Genomic DNA, 21,290 nt, shown 5'->3' with positions numbered 1-21,290 from the left:
GTGTCCCTTCCCTTCGCCGCCCCCGACGAGGCCCTCGCCGAGCTCACCGATCCGGCCGCGCCCTATCTGGTCGGCGTACGGCACCACGCGCCCTCGCTGGCCGCCGCCGTGCCCGCGCTGCTGGACGAGGCGAAGCCGGACGTGGTGCTCGTCGAGCTCCCGGCCGAGATGCAGGAGTGGCTGCCGTGGCTCGGGCACGAGGAGACCCGGGCCCCGGTCGCGCTCGCCGCGGCGCCCGCCGACGGGCGGGGCGGCGGCGGGCGGGGCGGCGGCGGGCGGGGCGGCGGCGGGCGGGGCGGCGGCGGGCGGGGCGGCGGCGGGCCGGCGTTCTATCCGTTCGCCGACTTCTCGCCCGAGCTGGCCGCCGTGCGCTGGGCCGCCCGGCACGGCGTCCCGGTGCTCGCCTGCGACCTGCCCCTCGCGGACCGGGCGTGGAGCGAAGGACGCGAGGGCACCGCGCAGGGCGACTCCCACGGGCCCCTCGGACTCACCGGTGCGCTGCGCGCCCGGCTCACCGGCCGCCCCGGCGACGACCTGTGGGACCGGCTCGTCGAGGCCACCGCCCCGGGCTCCCCGCCCGAGGCTCTGCGCCGGGCGGCCCTGCTGGCGGGGTGGGCGCTGCGCGAGGACGCGGCCGCCGCCGGCGGCGTACCCGAGCTGGACCTGCGGCGCGAGCGATGGATGCGCTCCCGGATCGCCGAGGCCACGGCACACGGCGAACGCGCCGCCGTGATCATCGGCGCCTTCCACGCCCCGGCCCTGACCGGAACGGCGACGGCAGCGGCAGCGGCAGCGGCAGCGGCAGCGGCAGCGGCAGCGGCAGCGGCAGCGGCAGCGGCAGCGGCAGCGGAGGGGACCGAAGCGGCTGTCGGTGGGCGGGCGTCGTGGGTGACCTCGTTGATTCCGTATGCCTACGCGCTGCTCGACGAGCGGTCCGGTTATCCGGCCGGGATCCGGGATCCGGAGTGGCAGGACATGGTGCTGCGGGCGGCGGGGGATCCGGCCGCGTTGGAGGAGGCGCTGACGCGGGCCGCCGTGCGGGTGTGCGCGGAGTTGCGGAGCCTCGGGCATCCGTCCGGGCCCGCCGACGCGCGTGAGATCACTCGGCTCGCCTCGGACCTCGCCCGGCTGCGCGGGCTGCCCGCCGCGGGCCGGGGCGAGTTGGTCGAGGCGGTGCAGACGGTCCTCGCGCAGGGCGAGCCGTACGGGCGGGGGCGGGCTGTCGCGCGGGCGATGGAGCGGGTGCTCGTCGGCACCCGCACCGGCCGGCCGGCGCCGGACGCGCCGCGCAGCGGTCTCGCCCCGGCGGTGGAGGCCGAGGTCGGGACACTGGGGCTGCCGGGTCCGGAGAGCTCCTCCGGAGCGACCCGGGATCTACGGCTCGACCCGCTGCGCTCCGACCTGGACCGCCGCCGTGAACTGCTGCTGCGCCGGCTGACGGTGTGCGGAGTGCCGTACGGAGAGCCCAAGGAGGTCGTCGGCGCGGGCGGTGCCGAGGCCCTCACCTCCCGCTGGGAGGTGAGGTGGACGCCGGCGACGGCGGCCATGCTGACCGCGGCCGGCGTGCGCGGGGTCACCCCGGCCCAGGCCGCTGAGGGGGTGCTGCGGGAGCGGCGGCGCGCAGAGCGGGACGCCGGCGGGTCGACGGCCGCGCAGGTCCTGCAAGGGCTCGTGGAAGCCGCGGAGTGCGGGCTGTCCGCGCTCACCGAGGAGCGGCTCGACGACGTCGCCGAAGTGCTGCCGCAGGCCGGCACGCTGCCCGAACTCCTCGCCGGTCTGGCCCTGTCGGACCGGCTGCGGGCCGGTCATGTGCCGGGGCTCGGCCCCGACGAGGACCGTGCGGCGCGGGCGGCCGCCGTCGCCGAGCTGCTCACCGCGGCCGCGGTACGGCAGGTGGACGGCCTGACGGGTTCCGAGGATCCGGCCGACGCCCATGCCCTGCTCGAACTCGCCCACCGCGCCGACCTGTTGGGCGGTGTCCGGCTCACCGAGGCGCTCGCCCGGCTGGCCGCCGACGGCTCTGCGCTGATGCGGGGCGCCGCCGGAGCCGTCCGGGTGCTGCTCGGGCAGGAGGACGCGCGGGCCTTCGGCGACCGGGTCGCGTCGTGGGTGGACGGCGCCGTCGATCCCGACTCTCGGTCGGCGCTGACCGCCCGGCTGAGCGGGCTGCTGACCGCCGCGGGGCCGCTGCTGGAAGCCGCGGCACCCGCACTGGAGCCCCTGCTGGGCCGGGTGTCGGAGCTGCCCGACCAGGAGTTCCTCGACCGGCTTCCCGCGCTGCGAGGCGGGTTCGAGACGCTGAGCCCCGCGGCCCGCGACCGTCTCCTCGCGTCCGTCGAGGAACGCCTCGGCGCCGGGCGCGTGGCCGACACCGACGGCCTCGACCCGGCCGCGCTCGCCGCCTGGACCGGCGCGGATCTCGCGGCCCGCGCGATGCTGCGGTCGCTGGGACTGCTGCCGCCGACGCCGGGAAACACCGAGGAGAACCCCACCGTCGAGGCCCTGGCCTGCGACAGCGCAGGAGAAGAACGGCTCCTCGCCCCCGCCGACCGCTGGCGGCTCGTGCTCGGCCGTCGCCGCGATCAACTCCCGGCGTCCGCCCGCTCGTTGGCCACGGCTCTGGACGAGCTGTACGGCAGCGGGCGCGGCGAGGGCAGCAGAGGGGATCTGACGGGCCCGGGGGCCGGCGGTGGCCGGGAGATGCCGTATCCCGGAGTGCGGGAGTGGTCCGAGGAACTGGTCGCGCTGTTCGGGCCGGGCATCCGGGAGGAGGTGCTCGCGGCGGCCGCCTCGTCGGGCCGGGGGGACGTGCTCGCGGAACTCGACGCGGACAGCGTGCGCCCCTCCGTCGATCTGCTGCGCACGGTGCTGCGGCATGCGGGCGGGTTGCCCGAGGCCCGGCTGGCCGCGCTGCGTCCGCTCGTACGGCGGCTGGTCGAGGCGCTGACCCGGCAGCTGGCCACCCGGCTGCGGCCCGCCCTGCACGGTACGGCGCTGCCGCGCCCGAGCCGGCGTCCGGGCGGCGGCCTCGACCTGCCCCGCACGCTGCGCGCCAACCTGGCGACCGCGCGGCGCGGGCCGGACGGCACGGTCCAGGTCATCCCCGAGCACCCGGTGTTCCGTACCCGGGCTCGGCGGGCGGCCGACTGGCGGCTGATCCTGGTCACGGACGTGTCGGGGTCCATGGAGGCGTCCACGGTGTGGGCCGCGCTGACCGCCTCGGTGCTGGCCGGGGTGCCGACCCTGTCCACGCACTTCCTGGCCTTCTCCACGGAGGTCATCGATCTCACCGGCCATGTCGAGGACCCCCTGTCGCTGCTGCTGGAGGTCAGCGTGGGCGGCGGCACGCACATCGCGGCGGGGCTGCGGCACGCGCGCGAGCTCGTCACCGTGCCGTCGCGGACTCTCGTCGTGGTCGTCAGCGACTTCGAGGAGGGCTATCCGCTCGGCGGGCTGCTCGCCGAGGTGCGGGCGCTGGTCGGCGCGGGCTGTCATGTGCTGGGCTGCGCCAGCCTCGACGACACCGGCCGGCCGCGCTACTCCACGGGCGTCGCGGGTCGGCTCGTCGCCGCGGGCATGCCCGTCGCCGCCCTCAGTCCGCTCGAACTGGCCCGTTGGGTAGGGGAGAAGATCGCATGAGCACGAGCCCGGGCCTGCCTCCGGTCGCCCCGTCGGTCACTGCCGAACTCGTCGAGGCGCTCTCGCCCCGGCTGCGCAAGCGGCTGGACGCGGGCGTCGCCAAACTCGCGGCTCGTCCGGTCGTCCACGAGGGCGACACCGTACGGATCGCCGTCGACGACGACACCGACCTCGAACTGCACGCCCCCGACGGCACGGTGACCGAGGCGGACGCGATCCGCTGCGGTTGTCTGCTCGCCCCCGGCTGTCTGCACCGCGCGGCGGCGGCCTCGGCCGCACCGGTCGCCGAGGACGCTCCCGACCCGTCGCCCGCACCGGAGGCCGGAGCCGAGAGGGGAGAGGCAGCGCGACCGCCGGTCGCAGCGACCGCCGCCCCCGACCAACTCGCCGCCGCGCGGGCCGTGTACGAAGCGGCGGCCGCCGTGCTCGCCGCGGGTACGGACGGCTCCGGCGCCGTGCTCCAGGCGGAGTTGCTGCGGGCCGCGCACACCGCGCGGCTCGCGGGCCTCCCCCGGGCCGCCGCCTCGGCGGTCTCCGTGGTCACCGGGGTGCGCGCGGCCCGCTCGGCCGACCCCGCGTACCGGCTGCCCGAACTCGTCGACGCGCTCCGCGGCGTCCTCGGCGTGGCCCATCGCCTGCCGTTCGCGACCGGCCCGGACCTGGCCGAACTGCGCGGCTCCGTACGGCAGCCCTACACCCCTGACGGCTCCCTGCGCCTGTACGGGCTCTTCTCCGAGCCGATCCTGACGGCGAGCGGGTACGCGGGCGCGGTCACCTGGACCGCCGACGCCGAAGGCCGCCTCTACACGGTCTCCGACGTGGCTCCGGGTGGCCCGGGGCGGGCGACCGGCGCCGCCGACCGTGCGGTGCGGATCGGCGACACCTCCCTGACCCACCGTGAGCTGTCGCGCGCGGGGCTCGCGGTCTCCGGTGCGACGGTGTCCCCGACGGGCCGGCTCGGCGCGGGGGCGGGGGTGCGGGCGGTTCGGGCCGCGGGCGCCGCCTGGCACGAGGCGCCGCTCGACAGGCTGTGGGCGGCGCCCGCCGCCGCGCAGGTCGCCCGGGCGCTGACCGGCGGCCTCGGTGACGGCCACGGCCTGCTCTTCCTCGACGTCACCCTGGCGGGCACGGTCCGTGAGGCCACGGGCGACTGTCTGCTGGCCGACTGCGACGGCCTCGCGCTCCGGCTCGCCATGGCGCACGAGGACCCCGCGCTCCCCTACCGCGACAACCTGCGTCTGCTGGCCGCCGCGCGGGGCAGTCGGCTGCGGATCGTCGCCCGCCTCGCCCCGGGACCGCTCCCGCGCGCGCTGCTGCTCGCCGCCGAACACCCCGCCGGGCCCGACGCCGGCGACGCCCGTGACGCCCGGGTGGACCTCGGCCTGGACCGCCTCCAACGCGCGGACCTGCCCACGGCGGCAACGGCCGCGCCCGGCTCCGCTCCTGCGGTGGACGAGGCACCGCTGCACCTCCTGCGCCGCCGGGTGCACCAGAGCGTGTCCGGGGGCCGCCGGGTGCTGGCATTCCCCGGCAGCGGGGCGGGCGACGGCGGGCGGCTGCGCAGTGCCGGTCTGGCCACCGCGGCAGACCTTCTCGACGAACTCCAGGCCGCCGCCGCGGACCGCTCCCGCGACGCCTTCGGCCGTCTGCTGCCCGCCGACACCGACCGCTTCGCCCGCGCCTGGCTGGCCTCGGCCGTGTACACCGCCGAGGTCGAACGGACGCTGTGCGCGGCGGCGTGGGGAGCACGTACGGAGGCGATTTCACTTTCGCTCTGAGCGGCCCGCGCTGTAGGTCAGGATCTGACCTCTATCTCTCCTAACGTGGCACTCGTGACCGCGGGGCAAGGTGACCGCGGGACAGATGATCCCGGAACAGCACTCACGGAGGCCGTCATGAGCCAGCCCACCCCCCTCACAGAGACCGTCGCAGCCCCGGCCGTCAGCCGCGAGCGCGCCGACCTGCTGGAGACGCTCGCCGAGCACCGACACTTCCTGCGCTTCACCACCCGCGACCTCACCGACGAGCAGGCCGGGCAGCGGACCACCGTGAGCGCGCTGTGTCTCGGAGGTCTGATCAAGCACGTCGCCTCCGTGGAGCGAAGCTGGGTGAGGTTCATCCTGGAGGGCGCGTCGGGGATGCCCGACTTCACCAAGATGACGGAGGACGACTGGGCCGCGCGGGCCGCCGAGTTCCGGATGCTGCCGGGCGAGACGCTGGCCGGGGTGCTGAAGGAGTACGAAGAGGTGGCCCGTCGTACCGACGAGCTGGTCGTGTCCCTGCCCGACCTGGACGCGGACCACGAGCTGCCGGCGGCCCCGTGGAACGAGCCGGGCGCTCGGCAGTCGGCCCGCCGGGTCCTGATGCGCATCGCCGGCGAGACCGCGCAGCACGCCGGTCACGCCGACATCATCCGCGAGGCCATCGACGGCGCGAAGAGCATGGGCTGAGCGTCACCCGACCTCGAAGACATGCGCCTGCCATGCCTCCAGGGCGACGAACAGGCCCGGCTCGGTCAGTTCGTCGCCGTCGCGGTCGTACGACTGTGAGGTGAGCAGGTCGGTCAGGCGGTGGTCGTGTCCGCGCAGGTCGTCCCAGGGCAGGGGCAGACGGGCCTGGGCCGGGCGGTCGGAGTGGTTGACGACGACCAGATGGCGCGCGTCCGGGTGCGTCCAGGTCCAGGCCAGCAGGTTGCGGCAGGTGTCGTTGTCCGGCCAGCCCGTCGGGGCGAGCGGCCGCCATTCGCCCCGGCGGACGGCGGCCGCGGCCGGCAGCAGACGGCGGTGGAAGTCACACGACGGCTCGTCGACGGCCTCTTGCGGTCTGCGCGCGAGGAACACCGGCGGCCGTACCCGGCGCCCCTCGAACTGGCCCTCGTGCCAGAGGGTCGCGCCGGGCAGGGTCGCCACGGTGACGGCGGCGGCCCGGCCCCGCGCACCGGGCAGGGTGGCGGCGGCCCGTGGCTCGTCGTGGTTCTCCAGGAAGCGGACGAGGCCTCGCTGGTGGGCGAGGTCGGCCCGGAGATGGGCGCGGACGGCGTCGGCGTCCTCGTGGACCAGACGGTCGTGGAGCCGTTTGTCGTAGCAGTGGTCGAAGCCCTGCTGTCGGAGGGACCGTTCGAGGTCCCAGTACGCCTCCGCGACGAAGAGCAGGTCGGGGTGGCGCTCCCGGACACGCGGGACGACGTACGGCCAGAAGTCCTCGGCGGGGGCCGGTCCCGCCCGGTCGCCCCAGGTCTTCGCGAAGACGTCGTTCATCAGCAGCATCGCCATGTCGCAGCGCACGCCGTCCGCCTGGTCGCCGATGGACACCAGCGTGTCCACGGTCGCCGCGCGGAGGCCGTCGCTGAAGGCGTTCAGTTGGACGACGTCCGGCCAGGGCGGGAAGTACGGGTCGCGGCCGCGGGCGTAGACGCGGTCGGCGGCCTCGACGAAGTCGCCCGGCGCTCGCGCCAGGTCGTCCGCGGTGCCCCGGATCAGACGGTCGGGGTGCGCGGTGAGCCAGGGGTGGTCGGGGGCGACGTGGTTGGGGACGTGATCGAGGATCAACCGCAGCCCACGAGAGGCCAGTTGGGCGCGGGCGGCGGCCAGTCCGTCCGGTCCGCCGAGGGCGGTGTCGACGATGTAGTCCCGTACGCAGTACGGGGATCCGACGATGTCCGCCTCGGTCAGGTCGGGGAGCGCCCCACGGAAGGAGGCCAGCAGGCCCTCGTCGCGCAGGGCGATCCGCAGACCGGCCGGGCTGCGCTCCCAGACGCCCATCAGCCAGACCGTGTCGACGCCGGGCACGGCGATCTCGTCCCAGGCCTCGCCGGGCACGTCCCCGAGGGTGACGCGCCGCCCGTATCGGACGCTCAACTCACCGAGCCAGACGACGGTGTTGATCTCGTAGAGCACCGTCATGACAGCGGCTCCTCACGGTTGCCGTCTCGTTCGGCGTCGCCCTTCGGCCGCAGGGACTCCCGGCCGCCGCGCTGCCATTCGTCGGCGGAGAGGGTGCGGAACAGCGTCGTGGTGACCGCCACCAGTCCGGTCCAGCCGGTCTGGTGGGAGGCGCCGAGGCCCGCGCCGTTGTCGCCGTGGAAGTACTCGTAGAACAGGATCAGGTCCTTCCAGTGCGGGTCCTTGGCGAACTGGGGCTGAGCCCCGTGCACCGGGCGGTGACCGTCGGCGTCCCGCAGGAAGGCGGCGGTGAGCCGGTCGGAGATCTCACGGGCGACCTCGTAGAGGTTCAGCAGGCGTCCGGAACCGGTCGGGCACTCCATGCGGAAGTCGAGGCCGTGGTAGCCGTGCAGGTTCAGCAGCGCCCGGATCAGGAGGAGGTTGATCGGGAACCACACGGGTCCGCGCCAGTTGGAGTTGCCGCCGAACATCCCCGAGTCGGACTCGGCGGGGAGACGGCCGACGCCGTAGGTCCGGCCGTGCACCTCGAAGGTGTACGGGTGGTCGGCGTGATGGCGGGAGAGGGAGCGGATGCCGTGCGGGCCGAGGAACTCGTCCTCGTCGAGCATGCGGGCCAGGATACGGCGCAGCCGGTCCTCGCCGAACAGGGCGAAGAGACAGCGGCCCTCGGCATTGGGATCCGCGGTGACGTGCTGGGAGACGAAGGCCTCGACGGCCGGGTGTCGTTTGATGAACTCCTTTGCTCCCTGGACCAGTTCGGGGAACCGCTGGTCCGTCCGGCCGCCGATCACGCTGGTCGCCGCCAGCGGTGTCAAGCCGACCAGCGAGCGCGTCGAAGTAGCGGTTCTCGTCGAAGACTTTGGTGTCGAGGAGCTCGTACTCGACGTCGTGGCGGCCGCGGGCCCGGTTGGCGTCGACGAGGTCGGCGTAGGGGCGTCGGCCTCAGCCAGTCGCCGCCGCTCCGCGTCCGCCACGCCGTCGCCGTCCGTCATCGCCTGTCCTCCTCGCCACCGCCCGGCGTCGCCCGGCGCCGTACGACCACCCTCGACGGTCCGACACCGGCCCGCAACGACATGGCCCGGGCCTCGGCTCCAGTTGGACCGAACGGATGACATGCGTGGAGTTCGACGGTCGGCCGTCTTGCGTCGACGACGATCGTCGACGCTCTTGACGGCCCGTATGTGACCGATCACAATCCACGCATGAACGTGACCGGTCACACAGAGGCTCTGCCGACGCGCCTCACCGTCGACCTCGCCGCCTCCGAGGGCCCGGTGCTGCTCGGCGCGAACGGCGCGCTCTACGGGCTGAGCGACGACGGCGTGCCCGGCGACGCCGTGCTGGAGCCGTTGAAGATCACCAGCATCTCGCAGAAGCCGGAGGGCGGCGCCCAGCACCCGAACGGGGACGCGCTCTCGGTCTCCGGATCGTTCTTCCGCAACGGCGGCGGCGAGATCAACGTGATGATGCAGGACGTCTACGCCCGGTGGCCGTACGAGGATCTCGGCATCGACGACTACCTCCCCAAGGTCGACGAGATCGTCAAGGAGGTGTCGGCGGACCCGGACGGCGACCGTTTCGTCTACATCCCGTTCAACGAGCCCGACCAGATCTGGTACGACCTCGGCGTCGCCGACCGGAAGCAGTACGAGGCCAACCGCGACCGCTTCTTCGCGGACTGGAAGACGGTGTACGAGCGCATTCGCGCGATCGCCCCCGCGGCGAGGATCGCCGGCCCCAACGAAGCCGCCTACCACTCCCGTCTGTTGACCGACTTCCTCGCCTTCGCCAAGCGGGAGGACGTCCTGCCCCAGGTGATCACCTGGCACGAGTTGGACTCGGGCTCACTGCGGGACTTCCAGGACCACTACGACAACTACCGTCGCGTCGAGCGCCGGTTGGGAATCGCACCGCTGAAGATCAGCATCGACGAGTACGCCAACCGCCGCGACCTGTCCGTGCCGGGGCAACTCGTGCAGTGGGTCTCGATGTTCGAGCGGAACAAGGTGTACGCCAACCAGGCCTACTGGGACGCCGCCGGCAACATGGACGGCAATGTGGTGCGCACCAACATCCCCAACGGCGGCTGGTGGCTGTTCCGTTGGTACGCCGGGCTCACCGGTGACACGGTCAGGGTCACCCCGCCGCAGCCGAACACCGTCGACACACTCCAGGGTCTCGCCTCCCTCGACACCTCACGCCGCCAGGCGCAGGTGCTGCTCGGCGGCTCGGACGGCGACTCGGACATCGTGGTGCACAACCTCTCCCGATCCGTCTTCGGTCGCACGGTCGGCGTGACCGTCGCCGAGGCCGCCTGGTCCGGCTACGAGGGCCGGCACGCCGCTCCGCGTGTCCTCACCCGGACGAAGACCGACGTGGCGGACGGCGGTTCGGTGACCGTTGCGCTGCGCGGCCTGCGGAGGATGTCCGCGTACCGGATCGTCCTCACCCCGGGCGGCACGGGCACTCCGAGCCCCGCCGTCGTCCCCTGGTCGGCGTCGTACGAGGCCGAGGACGCGGCGATCACGGACGGTCGGATCCACACCCACGGGACGGTGGGCGACGCCAACGGCTATGCGGCCTCCGGCACGAAGGACGTCGGCTCCCTCGACTCCGTCTCCAGCAAGGTCGACTTCACGGTGACCGTCCCGGCGGACGGGACGTACGACCTGGCGATCCTGTACGGCAACCAGTCCGGCACCCCGGCCACGCAGAAATTGTCGATCGACGGCGCGGAACCGGTCACGGTGACGTATCCCTCCACGCAGAACTGGAACTACCGCGCCAAGAACGACCTCTGTGTGGAATTGGCCGCCGGCGACCATGTGCTGACGCTCGCCAAGGGCGACGCCGAGGTCACCCTCGACCGCATCGACCTGACAACGCGCACCGGCGCCCCGTCGGCGTCGTACGAGGCGACGCTCGCGGACATCAGCGGGAACCCGTCGTACGACTACTCCTCGTCGGCCGGAGCGGGCACGGGCGCACTCGTCCTGCGCAAGGGCGACAAGGCCGTCTTCGACGTGTACGCGCCGCGCGACGCCTACTACACGGTGGTACCGCGCGCCTCGGCGGCGGTACGACTCACCGTGCACGGCGAGCAGGTGACAGCGGCTCCGAGCCGTCCGCTGCGGCTCTACCTGGCGGCGGGCAACAACCGGGTCGCGCTGACCGCCGACCACGCCGCGGTCCGGGCCCTCGACGTCTCGGGCGAGGGCTCGACCACCGGCGCCCTCTCCTACGAGGCCGCGTCCGCCGCCCTCGCGGGAGGAGCAAGGCTCGTCGACTCCGCCCACGCCTCCGGGGGCTCCCGCATCGGCGGGCTCGGCAACAGCCCTTCCAGCACAGCCGAGTTCACCGTGCAGGCGCCCACCGCCGGCCGCTACCTGTTGGTCGTCCACTACGCGCACAACGACCGCCGCGACAACGGCCACGCCTACAACACGGACATCATGTCCCGTACGGCCGACATCACGATCGGCGCCGGAGCGCCGCGCAGGGTCACTTTCAAGAACACCTGGAGCTGGGACGACTACTGGACGCTGGGCGTCCCCGTGGACCTGGAGGAGGGGGCCAACGGCGTGACGTTCGCGAACGCGACCGCCTGGGCCCCGAACATCGACCGCATCGAACTGGGCCGGATCGTCCGCCAGTCGTAGCCCGGCTCTTCCGAGAGCTGGACTCCGACCGACGGACGGCCCGTCAACGGCTTGTCGGCGGCCGATCAGCAGCGGATCAACGTCCGACGCCGATCAGGCCCGTCAGATAGCTCCACAGCGACGAGCGTTGCCGGACGGACGGATCCGGCAAGGCCGTCTCGGTCGACTCCGACTCCGATCCCGAATCCGACTGCGAGGCCGACGCCGCTGCCGGAGCGTGCGCCGACGGCCGTTCCGGCAGCGCGGCGAGTTCGTACCGTACGGGCAGCGAGCGCAGCCCCCGCATGAACGGCGAGGAGCGCCACGGCAGTTGGTCGACCGGCAGCGCGAGCTCCAGGTCGGAGAACCGCTCGAACAGCCGGCCCACGCCGACCGCCGCGACCGTCGACGCGAGCTCGCGCGCCGGGCACTGGCGACGGCCCGCGCCCCAGGCCAGGTGCGCCCGGGTGCTGACCGTGGTGCCCGGCGCCACGTTGTCGGCGAAGAGCGGGTCGGCGTGCGCGGCCGCGGCGGAGACCCATACCGGGTCGCCCGCGCGGATGGTGTAGTTCCCGAGCGGGGTGTCCTTGGCCGCGAAGCGCGGAACGAAGTTCACCAGCGGCGGCTTGCGCATGACCACCCGGTTCATGCTCTCCCTGACCATCCCGGCGGACAGGCTGGCACGCACACCGCCCTCGCCCGAGATGACCTCGACCACCGTGTTGGAGATGAGGATCCCGACGTGATCGGAGGTCATGCCCAGCAGCATGAACAGCTCGCGGGCCAGTTCGTCGAGGGAGAGCTCGGGGTGCGCCGCCAGCAGGTACGAGGGGAAGTCGTCCCCCGGCGTCTTCAGCTTCACCGCCGCGAGTTCGGCCAGCGCCCCCAGCAGCCGCTCCAGTGCGGGCTCCGCGTCGGGGCCCGCGTCCAGTACCCGCCACATGTCCATCAGGGCGTCGTCGCCCTGTGAACCGGGGAAGCCGAGCAGATGGCTGGCCACCATCAGAGGCAGCGGACGGGAGAACTGCGCGGACAGGTCCGCCAGGCCCGTGCCGCCCGCCTGCCCCACCAGGCTGATGAGGTCGTCGGCGTAGGCGGTGACCGCCGTCTTCAGTCGCTTCGCCTGGGGGTGACGCGGATCCTGGAACGGTTTGAGAGCCGCGTCCCAGGCCGTCCTGAGCGGCCGGTAACCGGGGCCGCCCTGGATCAGCACATGGTTGACCTCCAGGGACGGTCCGAGCGGCCAGTCGGCCGGCACCCGGCCCTCCGAGCGGGCCCGCCAGTTCTCCAGCCCCTTCGGCCACCCGGCGTCGTCCTGAAGGACGTCGAGCGACTCGCGGTAGCCGAGGACCAGCCAGGCGGGCACGCCGAGCAGGTCGACCGGCGCGACCGGACCGTAGCGCTGGCGCAGCCTCTCGTAGACGAGCGAGGGGCGGGTCTCGTAGTCCCTGGTCAGCAGCGGTTCGGGGGACAACGACTCTAACGTCGCTCCCTCGATGTCCACGGATCCGCCATCGCCCACCTGGGATTCCATCAATCTGCCCGCCCCTCAGACACTCCCCGTACCGGCACGTCCCCATTCGGTGACCGGAACCGGGGGGACCCTATCCCAGGCCCGGCACCAGGTGAACTACGGGGGCTCGGCTCGGGGCGATCTCCGGACACCGTCCGGCAGCCGTATCCGGGGCCGCGGTCCACTGTCTACAGTGCGGCCATGGAGATCAGGTGCTCTCAGTGCCAGGGCTACGACCTGGAGCCCGGATTCGTCGAGGAGACCGGCGAGCACGCGCGGGGGTACGCGCGGTGGATCCCCGGCCCGCTGAAGCGAGGGATCCTGGGCAATGCCAAGCGCTGGGGCCGGCCCCGCTTCCAGATAGACGCCCACCGCTGCCGCGCCTGCGGCCACCTGGAACTCTTCGCTTCGCACGAGGGCTGACGAGGCGTCCCTCGTCAGCCCAGGAAACTCACCCGGACCTGGCGGTCGGGGTTGTCCTTGTTGGTGTCCACCAGGCACACCGACTGCCACGTGCCCAGTTCCAGCCTCCCGTCCAGGACCGGCAGGGTCGCGTGGGGCGGCACGAAGGCCGGGAGGACGTGGTCGCGGCCGTGGCCGGGGCTGCCGTGGCGGTGCTGCCAGCGGTCGTCGGCGGGCAGGAGCGTGTGCAGGGCGGCGAGCAGGTCGTCGTCGCTGCCGGCGCCGGTCTCGATGATCGCGACGCCGGCCGTCGCATGCGGGACGAAGACGTTCAGGAGGCCGTCGCGACCGGCGGCCACTTCGCGCAGGAACGCCTCGCAGTCGCCGGTGATGTCGACGACCCGCTCCCGGGAGCCGGAGGCGATGTGCAGAACTCGGGTGGTGAACGCAGCTGACATGACCCCATCCTGACCTTACGGAGTCCGATCTGCGAGACACCCGTTGACCGTGGGCATGCAGGCTGACTACGTTCGGCCGCATGTTGCGTTCAGCTCTGCTCACCACGCGCGGTCACATCGACCTGCTGCGGGTGGCCTCCGCCGCGTGTCGTCGCGGCCGCTGACCTCTTCCAGCCTCCGGCTGCACCTCTCGCTCCGCCTCACTTCACCTCGCTCGCCCCACCACCGCGCCTTCGCCCCACCACCGCACCTTCGTCTCGGCTTCGCCGCCTTCGCCGCCTTCGCCGGTTGAGCCGATCGTGATGTGGCGGCGCTGAGGCGCGCTCGCCCGCCCCTCCCCCGCCACCCCCACCGGCCGCCGGTCCTCGCCGTTCCGTTCCGTGGAGCCCCCATGAGCATCAGCCACGCCCCGCCCGAATCCGCAGAGGCGGATATCTCCCCTGTTTCCGCCTCCGAAGGATCCATCCCGCTCACTCCCATCGTCCCCCGCTCCGCCCGTCGCGCCCGTGTCCCCCGCTGGCTGCGCCGTACCACCGGACCGGTCCTGCTCCTGTTGCTGTGGCAACTCCTCAGTGTCACCGGCGTGTTGGCCTCCGACGTCCTCGCCCCGCCCGGCCGGATCGCCCAGGTCGCCGGCGATCTCGTCTCCGACGGCTCCCTGCCCTCGGCCATGGGCACCTCGCTTCAGCGCGTGGCCGCCGGGCTGCTCCTGGGCACCGTCATCGGCACCGGACTGGCCCTGGTGTCGGGGCTGTTCCGGATCGGGGAGGACCTCGTCGACGCCCCGGTACAGATGTTGCGGACCGTGCCGTTCGTCGGGCTCATCCCGCTGTTCATCATCTGGTTCGGCATCGGCGAGACCCCGAAGATCGCCATCATCACGCTCGGGGTGACCTTCCCGCTCTACCTCAACGTGTACGCCGGGATCCGGGGCGTGGACGCGCAGTTGATCGAGGCCGGGGAGTCGCTCGGGCTGTCGCGCCGGGGACTGGTCCGGCACGTGATCCTGCCGGGTGCGCTGCCCGGCGCGATGACCGGCCTGCGCTACTCGCTCGGTGTCGCCTGGCTCGCGCTGGTCTTCGCCGAGCAGGTCAACGCCGACTCCGGCATCGGCTTCCTGATGGTGCAGGCGCGGGACTTCCTGCGCACCGACGTGATCGTGGTCTGCCTCATCGTCTATGCCTTCCTCGGCCTGCTCGCCGACTTCGTCGTCCGTTCCCTCGAAAGGCTGCTGCTGCAATGGCGACCGGCGTTCACCGGCCGTTGAGCCCCCGGGCGGCCCAAACACCCCAGGCGGTCCGCGTGGCGGGGCTGACCCGCTCCTTCGACGGACGGGCCGTCATCGACGACCTCCGGCTCGACATCCGGCCGGGCGAGTTCGTGGCCCTGCTGGGTCGCAGCGGCTGCGGCAAGTCCACGCTGCTGCGCATCCTCGCCGGGCTCGACCGTGACATCGAGGGCACCGTGCTGGTGCCGCGCCGCAAGGCCGTCGCGTTCCAGGCGCCGCGGCTGATGCCGTGGAAGAAGGTGTGGCGCAACGTGCTCCTCGGGCTGCCGGGCCGGCCCGAACGCCCCGTCGCCGACAAGGCCCTGGAAGAGGTGAGGCTCGGGCATCGCTCCGACGCCTGGCCGAAGACCCTCTCCGGGGGCGAGGCCCAGCGCGCCTCCCTGGCCAGGGCCCTGGTCCGCGAACCCGATCTGCTGCTCCTCGACGAGCCGTTCGGCGCCCTCGACGCGCTCACCCGGATCACCGCGCAGCGGCTGGTCGGGGAGTTGTGGCAGCGCCGCGGCTGCGCCGTCCTCCTCGTCACGCACGACGTCGAGGAGGCCGTGCTGCTCGCCGACCGGGTGCTGGTGATGGACGCCGGTGTCATCGCGCACGAGCAGAAGATCGACCTCGATCGCCCGCGCGACATCGCCGACCCCCGCTTCGCGGAACTGCGCGCCGGGCTGCTGCGCCGCCTGGGCGTGGACCCGACGGCCGCCGAAGCCGCCTGACAGCCGATCGCCCCCGCCTCCACCACCTCCGCCACCCCGACTCCGCCGCCCCACCTCTCAGCCGGTCCTCCCCCTCCTCAGCCCGGCGTTCCCCCTCCTCCGAACGGACCGCCATGCGACGACGCCTTCTCCCTGCCGCCCTGCTCCTCCCTCTCGCCCTGCTGCTCACCGCCTGCGGCGGGAACGCGTCCGCCGGGACGGGCGCGGGCGGCGACACCGACGGCAAGGGCTCTCTCACACTCAACGTCGGAGACCAGAAGGGTGGTTCCGAGGCCGTGCTGCGAGCCGCAGGAGAGCTGAAGAACCTCGACTACAAGATCAAGTGGTCCACGTTCACCTCCGGACCACCGCTCCTGGAGGCGGTCAACGCCAAGGCGGTCGACATCGGCGGCGTCGGCAACACCCCGCCCGTCTTCGCGGCCGGAGCCGACTCGAAGATCACGGTCGTGTCCGCCTTCCACGGCACGTCCAAGGGCGACGCCATCCTCGTCCCCGACAATTCCGAGCTGACGCGGCCCGAGCAGCTCAAGGGCAGATCCGTCGCCGTGGCGCAGGGCTCCTCCGCGCACTACCAGTTGGTGGCGTCTCTGGAGGCGGTGGGGCTGAGTCTGAGCGATGTGAAGGTCAAGTACCTCCAGCCGGCCGACGCGCTCGCCGCGTTCACCTCCGGCAAGGTCGACGCGTGGGCGGTGTGGGACCCGTACACCTCGCAGGTGCTGCACGCGAAGCAGGGGCGGGTGCTGACCACCGGCGACGGTGTCACCAACGGCCTCACCTTCCAGGTGGCCGCGCCCGCCGCGCTCGAGGACACGATGAAGGCCGCCGCCGTCAAGAACTACCTGGAGCGGCTGCGGCGCGCGACGGCGTGGGTGTACGACCACCAGGAGGAGTGGGCCAAGGTGTGGGCGAAGGAGACCGGGCTGCCGTACGAGGCGGCGCTGGCCTCGGTCAAGCGGACGAACTCCACCCGGATCTCGGTCGCGATCGACAAGCCGCTGATCGCCTCCGAGCAGCGGATCGCCGACACGTTCACCGAGCTGAAGCTCATCCCGCGCAAGGTGCACTTCGCGGCCTTCGTGGACCCGCGCTACAACGGCGATCTGCCGCCCTCCACCACTCCCCGCGCGCGTGTCCTCGTAGTCACAGCCGACGCGGGAAGATCCACGTCCACCGTTCCGTTGGTAGAAGCGTGAACAACTTGCGTGAGGTCGAGGTGGTCGTCATAGGCGCCGGTCAGGCGGGTCTGGCCGGCGCTTATCACCTGCGCCGCACCGGTTTCGAGCCGGAGCGCGATTTCGTGGTGCTCGACCACGCCCCCGCCCCGGGTGGCGCCTGGCAGTTCCGGTGGCCCTCACTGACGTACGGCAAGGTGCACGGGATGCACGCGTTGCCCGGCATGGAGCTGACGGGCGCGGATCCCGCCCGGCCGTCGTCCGAGGTCATCGCCGAGTACTTCGCCGCCTACGAACGCACCTTCGACCTGCGGGTGCGGCGGCCCGTCGACGTGAAGGCCGTGCGGGAGGGCACCGGTGGGCGGCTGCTCGTCGAGACCTCCGACGGTACGTGGTCCACGCGGGCACTGATCAACGCCACCGGCACCTGGGACCGGCCGTTCTGGCCGCGCTATCCCGGCCAGGAGACCTTCCGCGGGCGGCAGCTGCACACCGCGCAGTACCCCGGTCCCGAGGCGTTCGCCGGGCTGCGGGTGATCGTGGTGGGCGGTGGGGCGTCCGGCACTCAGCATCTGCTGGAGATCGCGCCGTACGCGGCCGACACCACCTGGGTGACACGACGGCCTCCCGTCTTCCGCGAGGGGCCCTTCGACGAGGCGGTGGGCCGCGCGGCGGTCGCGCTCGTGGAGGAGCGGGTGCGGCAGGGGCTGCCGCCGAAGAGCGTGGTGTCCGTGACGGGGCTGCCGCTCAACGACGCGATCCGGCAGGGGCTGGCCGACGGGGTGCTGGACCGGCTGCCCATGTTCGACCGGATCACCGAGGACGGCGTGGAGTGGGACGACGGGCGGCACGTCGCCGCCGACGTCATCCTGTGGGCGACCGGCTTCCGGGCCGCCGTCGACCATCTCGCGCCGCTGCGGCTGCGCGAGCCGGGCGGCGGCATCCGGATCGAGGGCACGCGCGCGGTCGCCGATCCCCGTATCCATCTCGTCGGCTACGGCCCGTCGGCCAGCACCATCGGCGCCAACCGGGCCGGACGCGCGGCCGTACGGGACATCCGGCGGCTGCTCGCGGAAGAGAGCGTCGCCGTCGCCTGATGCACCCGTCGGGTCAACCGGCCGCCGCCGACGTGCTCTTCTCGCCCTTTACGCCCTCCGAAGCGCTCGGGCTCTTCGGAGCGGTCTTCTGGTTCCGGTTGAACTCGGCGACGTTGCTCTGGTGCTCCGCGTAGCTCGCCGTGAAGCGCGTGTCGCCGGGCCTGACGGTGACGAAGTACAGCCAGTCGCCCGGGGTGGGGCTGATGGCGGCGCGCATCGCCTCTTCGCCGGGGTTGTCGATCGGCGTCGGCGGCAGGCCCATGCGCTGGTAGGAGTTGTAGGGGCTCTCGATGCGGGTGTCGCTCTCCGTCGTGTTCAGCGTGAAGCGGTTCAGCGCGTAGTTGATGGTGGAGTCCATCTGCAACGGCATCCCGCGCTCCAGACGGTTGAACACGACCCTGGCCACCTTGCCCATGTCCGCCTTGGTGGCGGCCTCGGCCTGGACGAGGCTGGCGATGGTGACCGCCTGATAGACGTTCATGGCGTTGCGCTGGGCGCCGGCCGCGATCGGCGCCCCGTTGAACTTCTTGTTCGCCGTGTCGACCATGTACGACAGCAACGTCTGCGGGGTCGCCTTCTCCAGCGGATACGTCGCCGGGAAGAGGTAGCCCTCCGGGTTGCCGTCGGCGTCGTTCGGCAGCTTCAGACCGGCCTTCGGCAGCGCTTTGACGGTGGTGCCCGGCGGCAGGGCGAGCGCCTTGTCGACGGCCGCGTAGATCTGACTCGCGCGCCAGCCCTCCGGGATGACCAGCGACGTCGGCTTCGCCTGCACCTTCTTCGGGCTCTCCAGGCTCAGCAGCGGCACCGCCACGGCGGTGCCGGCCACGACGGCTCCGGTCGCGATGAGGACGAGACGGCCCCGGCGCGTCAGTCGAATCGTGCTCCTCGTGCTCCGTGGCGGAGTGTTCATCTGCATGCGGGCACGGTAACCCCCACATCGTCACAAACCCGGCATAACTTGCCATACTTTCATCTTGTCGGCTCCAGTCGGGCGTCCCGTCGCACCAGGGCCGCGTACCGCCCGTCCCGCTCCAACAGCTCCTCGTGCGTGCCCCGTTCGGCCACCTGACCGGAGTCGAGCACGACGATCTGGTCGGCGCCTCGAATGGTGGACAGGCGGTGGGCGATGGTGAGCGTGGTGCGGTTGGCGGAGAGCGCGTCGATGGCCTCCTGGACGGCCCGTTCCGTACGGGTGTCCAGGGCGCTGGTCGCCTCGTCGAGGATCAGCACCGGCGGGTCGCGCAGGATGGTGCGGGCGATGGCCAGCCGCTGCTTCTCACCGCCCGAGAAACGGTGCCCGCGCTCGCCGACGACCGTGTCGTAGCCGTCGGGCAGCGCGGCGATGTGGTCGTGGATCTGTGCGGCTCTGGCGGCCGTGTACAGCTCTTCGTCGGTGGCGTCCGGCCTGGCGAAGCGCAGGTTGTCCGCGACCGTGGCGTGGAAGAGGTACGTCTCCTGCGAGACGACGCCGATCCCGCGAGCGAGGGTGTCGAAGTCGAGATCGCGGACGTCGACGCCGTCGAGGGTGACCCGGCCGCCCGTCACGTCGTACAGGCGCGGCACGAGATAGCCCAGCGTGGACTTGCCGGCGCCGGTCGGGCCGACCACGGCGAGACTGCCGCCGGCGGGGACGGTGACGTCGATGCCTTCGAGAACCGGCCCGCCCTTGCCCTCGTACCGGAAGTCGACGCCCTCGAAGCGGATCTCGCCCTTGATCTGGTCGAGGTGCACCGGGTTCTCGCGCTCGGTGATGTCGATGGGGAGGTCGAGGTACTCGAAGATGCGCTGGAAGAGCGCGAGGGACGTCTGGATCTGCACCCCGGTCGACAGCAGGCTGACTGCCGGGCGGAACAGGCCCTGCTGGAGCGAGACGAAGGCGACGATCGTGCCGAGGGAGGCACCGGGGCCGCCGAGCTGGAGGGTCACGCCCGCGGTCCAGTAGATGAAGGCCGGCATGGCGGACATGACGATCCCGATCACGGCCATGCGCCAGCGGCCGGCCATGTTCGATCTCACCTCGAGGTCGACCAGCTGCTCGGACTCCTCCGAGAAGGCCCGCGTGAGGGAGTCGGAGCGGCCCATGGTGCGACCGAGCAGGATGCCGCTGACCGACAGCGACTCGGTGACCGTGGCGGCCATCGCGGCCATCTGCTTCTGACGCTGGGTGGTGATCTTCTTGCGCTCGTTGCCGACGCGGCGGCTGATCCACACGAAGACCGGCAGCAGGAGCAGGGAGACGACCGTCAGCCGCCAGTCGAGTGCGACCATCGCGATGATCGTGGCGACCACGCTGGTGAAGTTGGAGACCAGGGAGGTCGCGGTGGAGGTGACGGTGGCCTGCATGCCGCCGATGTCGTTGGCGATGCGGGACTGCACCTCGCCGGTACGCGTGCGCGTGAAGAAGGCGAGGGACATGCGCTGCAGGCGGTCGTAGACGGCCGTGCGCAGATCGTGCATGACGCGCTGGCCGACCGTGGTGGAGATCAGGGTCTGCAGGACGCCGAAGACGCCGCCGAGCACGGCGCTGAGGATCATGCCGAGGGCGAGGAGGCTCAGCAGGCCGGTCCGCCCCTCGGGGATGGCGACGTCCAGCGTCTCCTTCAGCAGGAAGGGGGTGGCCACGGTGACCAGGGACGAGGCGGCGACCAGCAGGCCGACGACCGCCAGCCGGGCCCGGTAGGGCTTGAAGAGTGTGAGGATGCGGCGCACCTGCCGGGGTTCGTCGGTCGAGGTGCCGGGCGAGGGGGTCCATTCGATGTTGTCGCGGGGCATGGCTCCTACGGAGTGTGAGACGTCGAGGACTGACGGAGCATAGCTCATTGTTACCTATACTCACAATGAACGGCATCCTGATATTGTTCCCGCATGAGCACCCCCGATTCCGACAGCCTGCTCGCCGAGCAGTTGCTGCGGCTCACGCGCCGGGTGCACCGCATCCAGAAGCGCCATCTGCAGCGGAGCGGGCTCGGCGTCACGCCGGCACAGGCACGGTTGCTGCGCACCCTGGCGCACTGCGAGTCGCCGCCGCGCATGGCCGACCTCGCCGAGCGCCTGGAGGTGGTGCCTCGGGCCGTGACGACGCTGGTCGACGGGCTGGAGGCGAGCGGCAAGGTGCGCCGGATGCCGGACCCCACCAACCGGCGGGTGATACGGATCGAGCTCACCGAGGACGGCCGAAGGGCCCTGCGGGAGTTGCGCGGCGCGCGGGTGTCCGCCGCGGAGGAGATTCTTGATCCGCTGACGGACCTGGAGCGCCAGGTGCTCGGCGGACTGCTGGACGCACTGATGGGCGGGTCGTTGGACCCGGATCCGGAGCCGGAGCGCGCAAAGGGGCGCACCTGCTGAAGCGATGCGCACCACACGCCGCGGCCGCCCCTCCGTGGTACAGGAGGGGCGGCCGCGACCGGATCGCCGATGGCGTGCGACAGCTGCTCTCGCCGGCGGACTCCTAGGTGAGCTGGGCAGGAAACG

The 21,290-nt window shown here is 72.5% G+C and carries 17 protein-coding genes; 11 read left to right on the top strand and 6 right to left on the bottom strand.

Translation table 11 applies throughout. The features are described from left to right. The 3 genes from AB0J04_RS22360 to AB0J04_RS22350 all read left to right on the top strand — a co-directional run bounded on the left by AB0J04_RS22360 (window position 1) and on the right by AB0J04_RS22350 (window position 6,089). The gene (locus AB0J04_RS22360) at window positions 1–3,639 is read left to right on the top strand and encodes a DUF5682 family protein (RefSeq protein ID WP_363170296.1); all 3,639 of its coding nucleotides are present in this window, start codon (window positions 1–3) and stop codon (window positions 3,637–3,639) included. Further along, window positions 3,636–5,417: a hypothetical protein gene (locus tag AB0J04_RS22355; RefSeq protein ID WP_363170295.1), complete on the top strand. Its 1,782-nt coding sequence runs from the start codon at window positions 3,636–3,638 to the stop codon at window positions 5,415–5,417. The genes AB0J04_RS22360 and AB0J04_RS22355 overlap by 4 nt, the downstream gene beginning before the upstream one ends. A 117-nt stretch (window positions 5,418–5,534) precedes the next feature. Further along, window positions 5,535–6,089 (top strand): DinB family protein, encoded by a 555-nt coding sequence (locus AB0J04_RS22350; protein WP_363170294.1) that lies wholly within the window; start codon window positions 5,535–5,537, stop codon window positions 6,087–6,089. 3 nt (window positions 6,090–6,092) lie between these two features. Here the strand turns inward: AB0J04_RS22350 and AB0J04_RS22345 are convergent, their stop codons facing one another. Next, window positions 6,093–7,541 (bottom strand): alpha-amylase, encoded by a 1,449-nt coding sequence (locus tag AB0J04_RS22345; RefSeq protein WP_363170293.1) that lies wholly within the window; start codon window positions 7,539–7,541, stop codon window positions 6,093–6,095. Then, entirely contained in the window at window positions 7,538–8,356 is an 819-nt protein-coding gene (locus AB0J04_RS22340) for a hypothetical protein (RefSeq protein WP_363170292.1), read from the bottom strand. The genes AB0J04_RS22345 and AB0J04_RS22340 overlap by 4 nt, the downstream gene beginning before the upstream one ends. 387 nt (window positions 8,357–8,743) lie before the next feature. Here AB0J04_RS22340 and AB0J04_RS22335 point away from each other — a divergent pair, with 387 nt between their 5' ends. Continuing rightward, window positions 8,744–11,200, top strand: a complete 2,457-nt coding sequence (locus tag AB0J04_RS22335; RefSeq protein WP_363170291.1) for a cellulosome protein — start codon at window positions 8,744–8,746, stop codon at window positions 11,198–11,200. Window positions 11,201–11,276: 76 nt separating this feature from the next. Here AB0J04_RS22335 and AB0J04_RS22330 read toward each other — a convergent pair whose 3' ends face one another. Further along, complete coding sequence (locus tag AB0J04_RS22330) at window positions 11,277–12,713, bottom strand: cytochrome P450 (protein WP_363170290.1); 1,437 nt, start codon at window positions 12,711–12,713, stop codon at window positions 11,277–11,279. A 180-nt stretch (window positions 12,714–12,893) separates the two neighbouring features. Here AB0J04_RS22330 and AB0J04_RS22325 point away from each other — a divergent pair, with 180 nt between their 5' ends. Further along, window positions 12,894–13,115: a hypothetical protein gene (locus tag AB0J04_RS22325; RefSeq protein ID WP_363170289.1), complete on the top strand. Its 222-nt coding sequence runs from the start codon at window positions 12,894–12,896 to the stop codon at window positions 13,113–13,115. A 14-nt stretch (window positions 13,116–13,129) separates the two neighbouring features. Here AB0J04_RS22325 and AB0J04_RS22320 read toward each other — a convergent pair whose 3' ends face one another. Continuing rightward, a complete protein-coding gene (locus AB0J04_RS22320; protein ID WP_363170288.1) occupies window positions 13,130–13,552 on the bottom strand; it encodes a secondary thiamine-phosphate synthase enzyme YjbQ in 423 nt (140 codons plus the stop codon). A gap of 80 nt (window positions 13,553–13,632) precedes the next feature. On the opposite strand from AB0J04_RS22320, the gene AB0J04_RS22315 reads away from it, so the two are divergent. The 5 genes from AB0J04_RS22315 (at window position 13,633) to AB0J04_RS22295 (ending at window position 17,819) form a co-directional block, all read left to right on the top strand. Beyond that, window positions 13,633–13,716, top strand: a complete 84-nt coding sequence (locus AB0J04_RS22315) for a putative leader peptide (protein ID WP_313884353.1) — start codon at window positions 13,633–13,635, stop codon at window positions 13,714–13,716. A 227-nt stretch (window positions 13,717–13,943) separates the two neighbouring features. Next, the gene (locus tag AB0J04_RS22310; RefSeq protein ID WP_363170287.1) at window positions 13,944–14,819 is read left to right on the top strand and encodes an ABC transporter permease; all 876 of its coding nucleotides are present in this window, start codon (window positions 13,944–13,946) and stop codon (window positions 14,817–14,819) included. After that, window positions 14,792–15,550: an ABC transporter ATP-binding protein gene (locus AB0J04_RS22305; RefSeq protein ID WP_363170286.1), complete on the top strand. Its 759-nt coding sequence runs from the start codon at window positions 14,792–14,794 to the stop codon at window positions 15,548–15,550. Before AB0J04_RS22310 ends, AB0J04_RS22305 begins: the two co-directional genes overlap by 28 nt. A 113-nt stretch (window positions 15,551–15,663) precedes the next feature. Beyond that, window positions 15,664–16,743 carry an ABC transporter substrate-binding protein gene (locus tag AB0J04_RS22300; protein ID WP_363170285.1) on the top strand — a complete coding sequence of 360 codons (1,080 nt, stop codon included), beginning with the start codon at window positions 15,664–15,666 and terminating at the stop codon, window positions 16,741–16,743. After that, a complete protein-coding gene (locus tag AB0J04_RS22295; protein WP_363170284.1) occupies window positions 16,740–17,819 on the top strand; it encodes an NAD(P)-binding domain-containing protein in 1,080 nt (359 codons plus the stop codon). The genes AB0J04_RS22300 and AB0J04_RS22295 overlap by 4 nt, the downstream gene beginning before the upstream one ends. A gap of 13 nt (window positions 17,820–17,832) precedes the next feature. On the opposite strand, the gene mltG is transcribed toward AB0J04_RS22295, so the two are convergent. Together mltG and AB0J04_RS22285 are read right to left on the bottom strand one after the other, a co-directional pair. Further along, on the bottom strand, window positions 17,833–18,735 hold the full coding sequence (gene mltG / locus AB0J04_RS22290; RefSeq protein ID WP_363170283.1) for an endolytic transglycosylase MltG: 903 nt from the start codon (window positions 18,733–18,735) through the stop codon (window positions 17,833–17,835). Between the two features lie 53 nt (window positions 18,736–18,788). Continuing rightward, window positions 18,789–20,591: an ABC transporter ATP-binding protein gene (locus tag AB0J04_RS22285; protein WP_363170282.1), complete on the bottom strand. Its 1,803-nt coding sequence runs from the start codon at window positions 20,589–20,591 to the stop codon at window positions 18,789–18,791. Window positions 20,592–20,684: 93 nt separating this feature from the next. Between AB0J04_RS22285 and AB0J04_RS22280 the strand changes: the two genes are divergently transcribed. Beyond that, window positions 20,685–21,164, top strand: a complete 480-nt coding sequence (locus tag AB0J04_RS22280; RefSeq protein WP_363170281.1) for a MarR family transcriptional regulator — start codon at window positions 20,685–20,687, stop codon at window positions 21,162–21,164. The last annotated feature ends 126 nt before the right edge of the window (window positions 21,165–21,290 follow it).

The organism is Streptomyces sp. NPDC050263 (genome assembly GCF_040655955.1).
GTDB lineage: Bacteria > Actinomycetota > Actinomycetes > Streptomycetales > Streptomycetaceae > Streptomyces.
The sequence above is the reverse complement of the archived record's forward strand: the minus strand, read 5'-3'. Positions and strand labels throughout refer to the sequence as shown.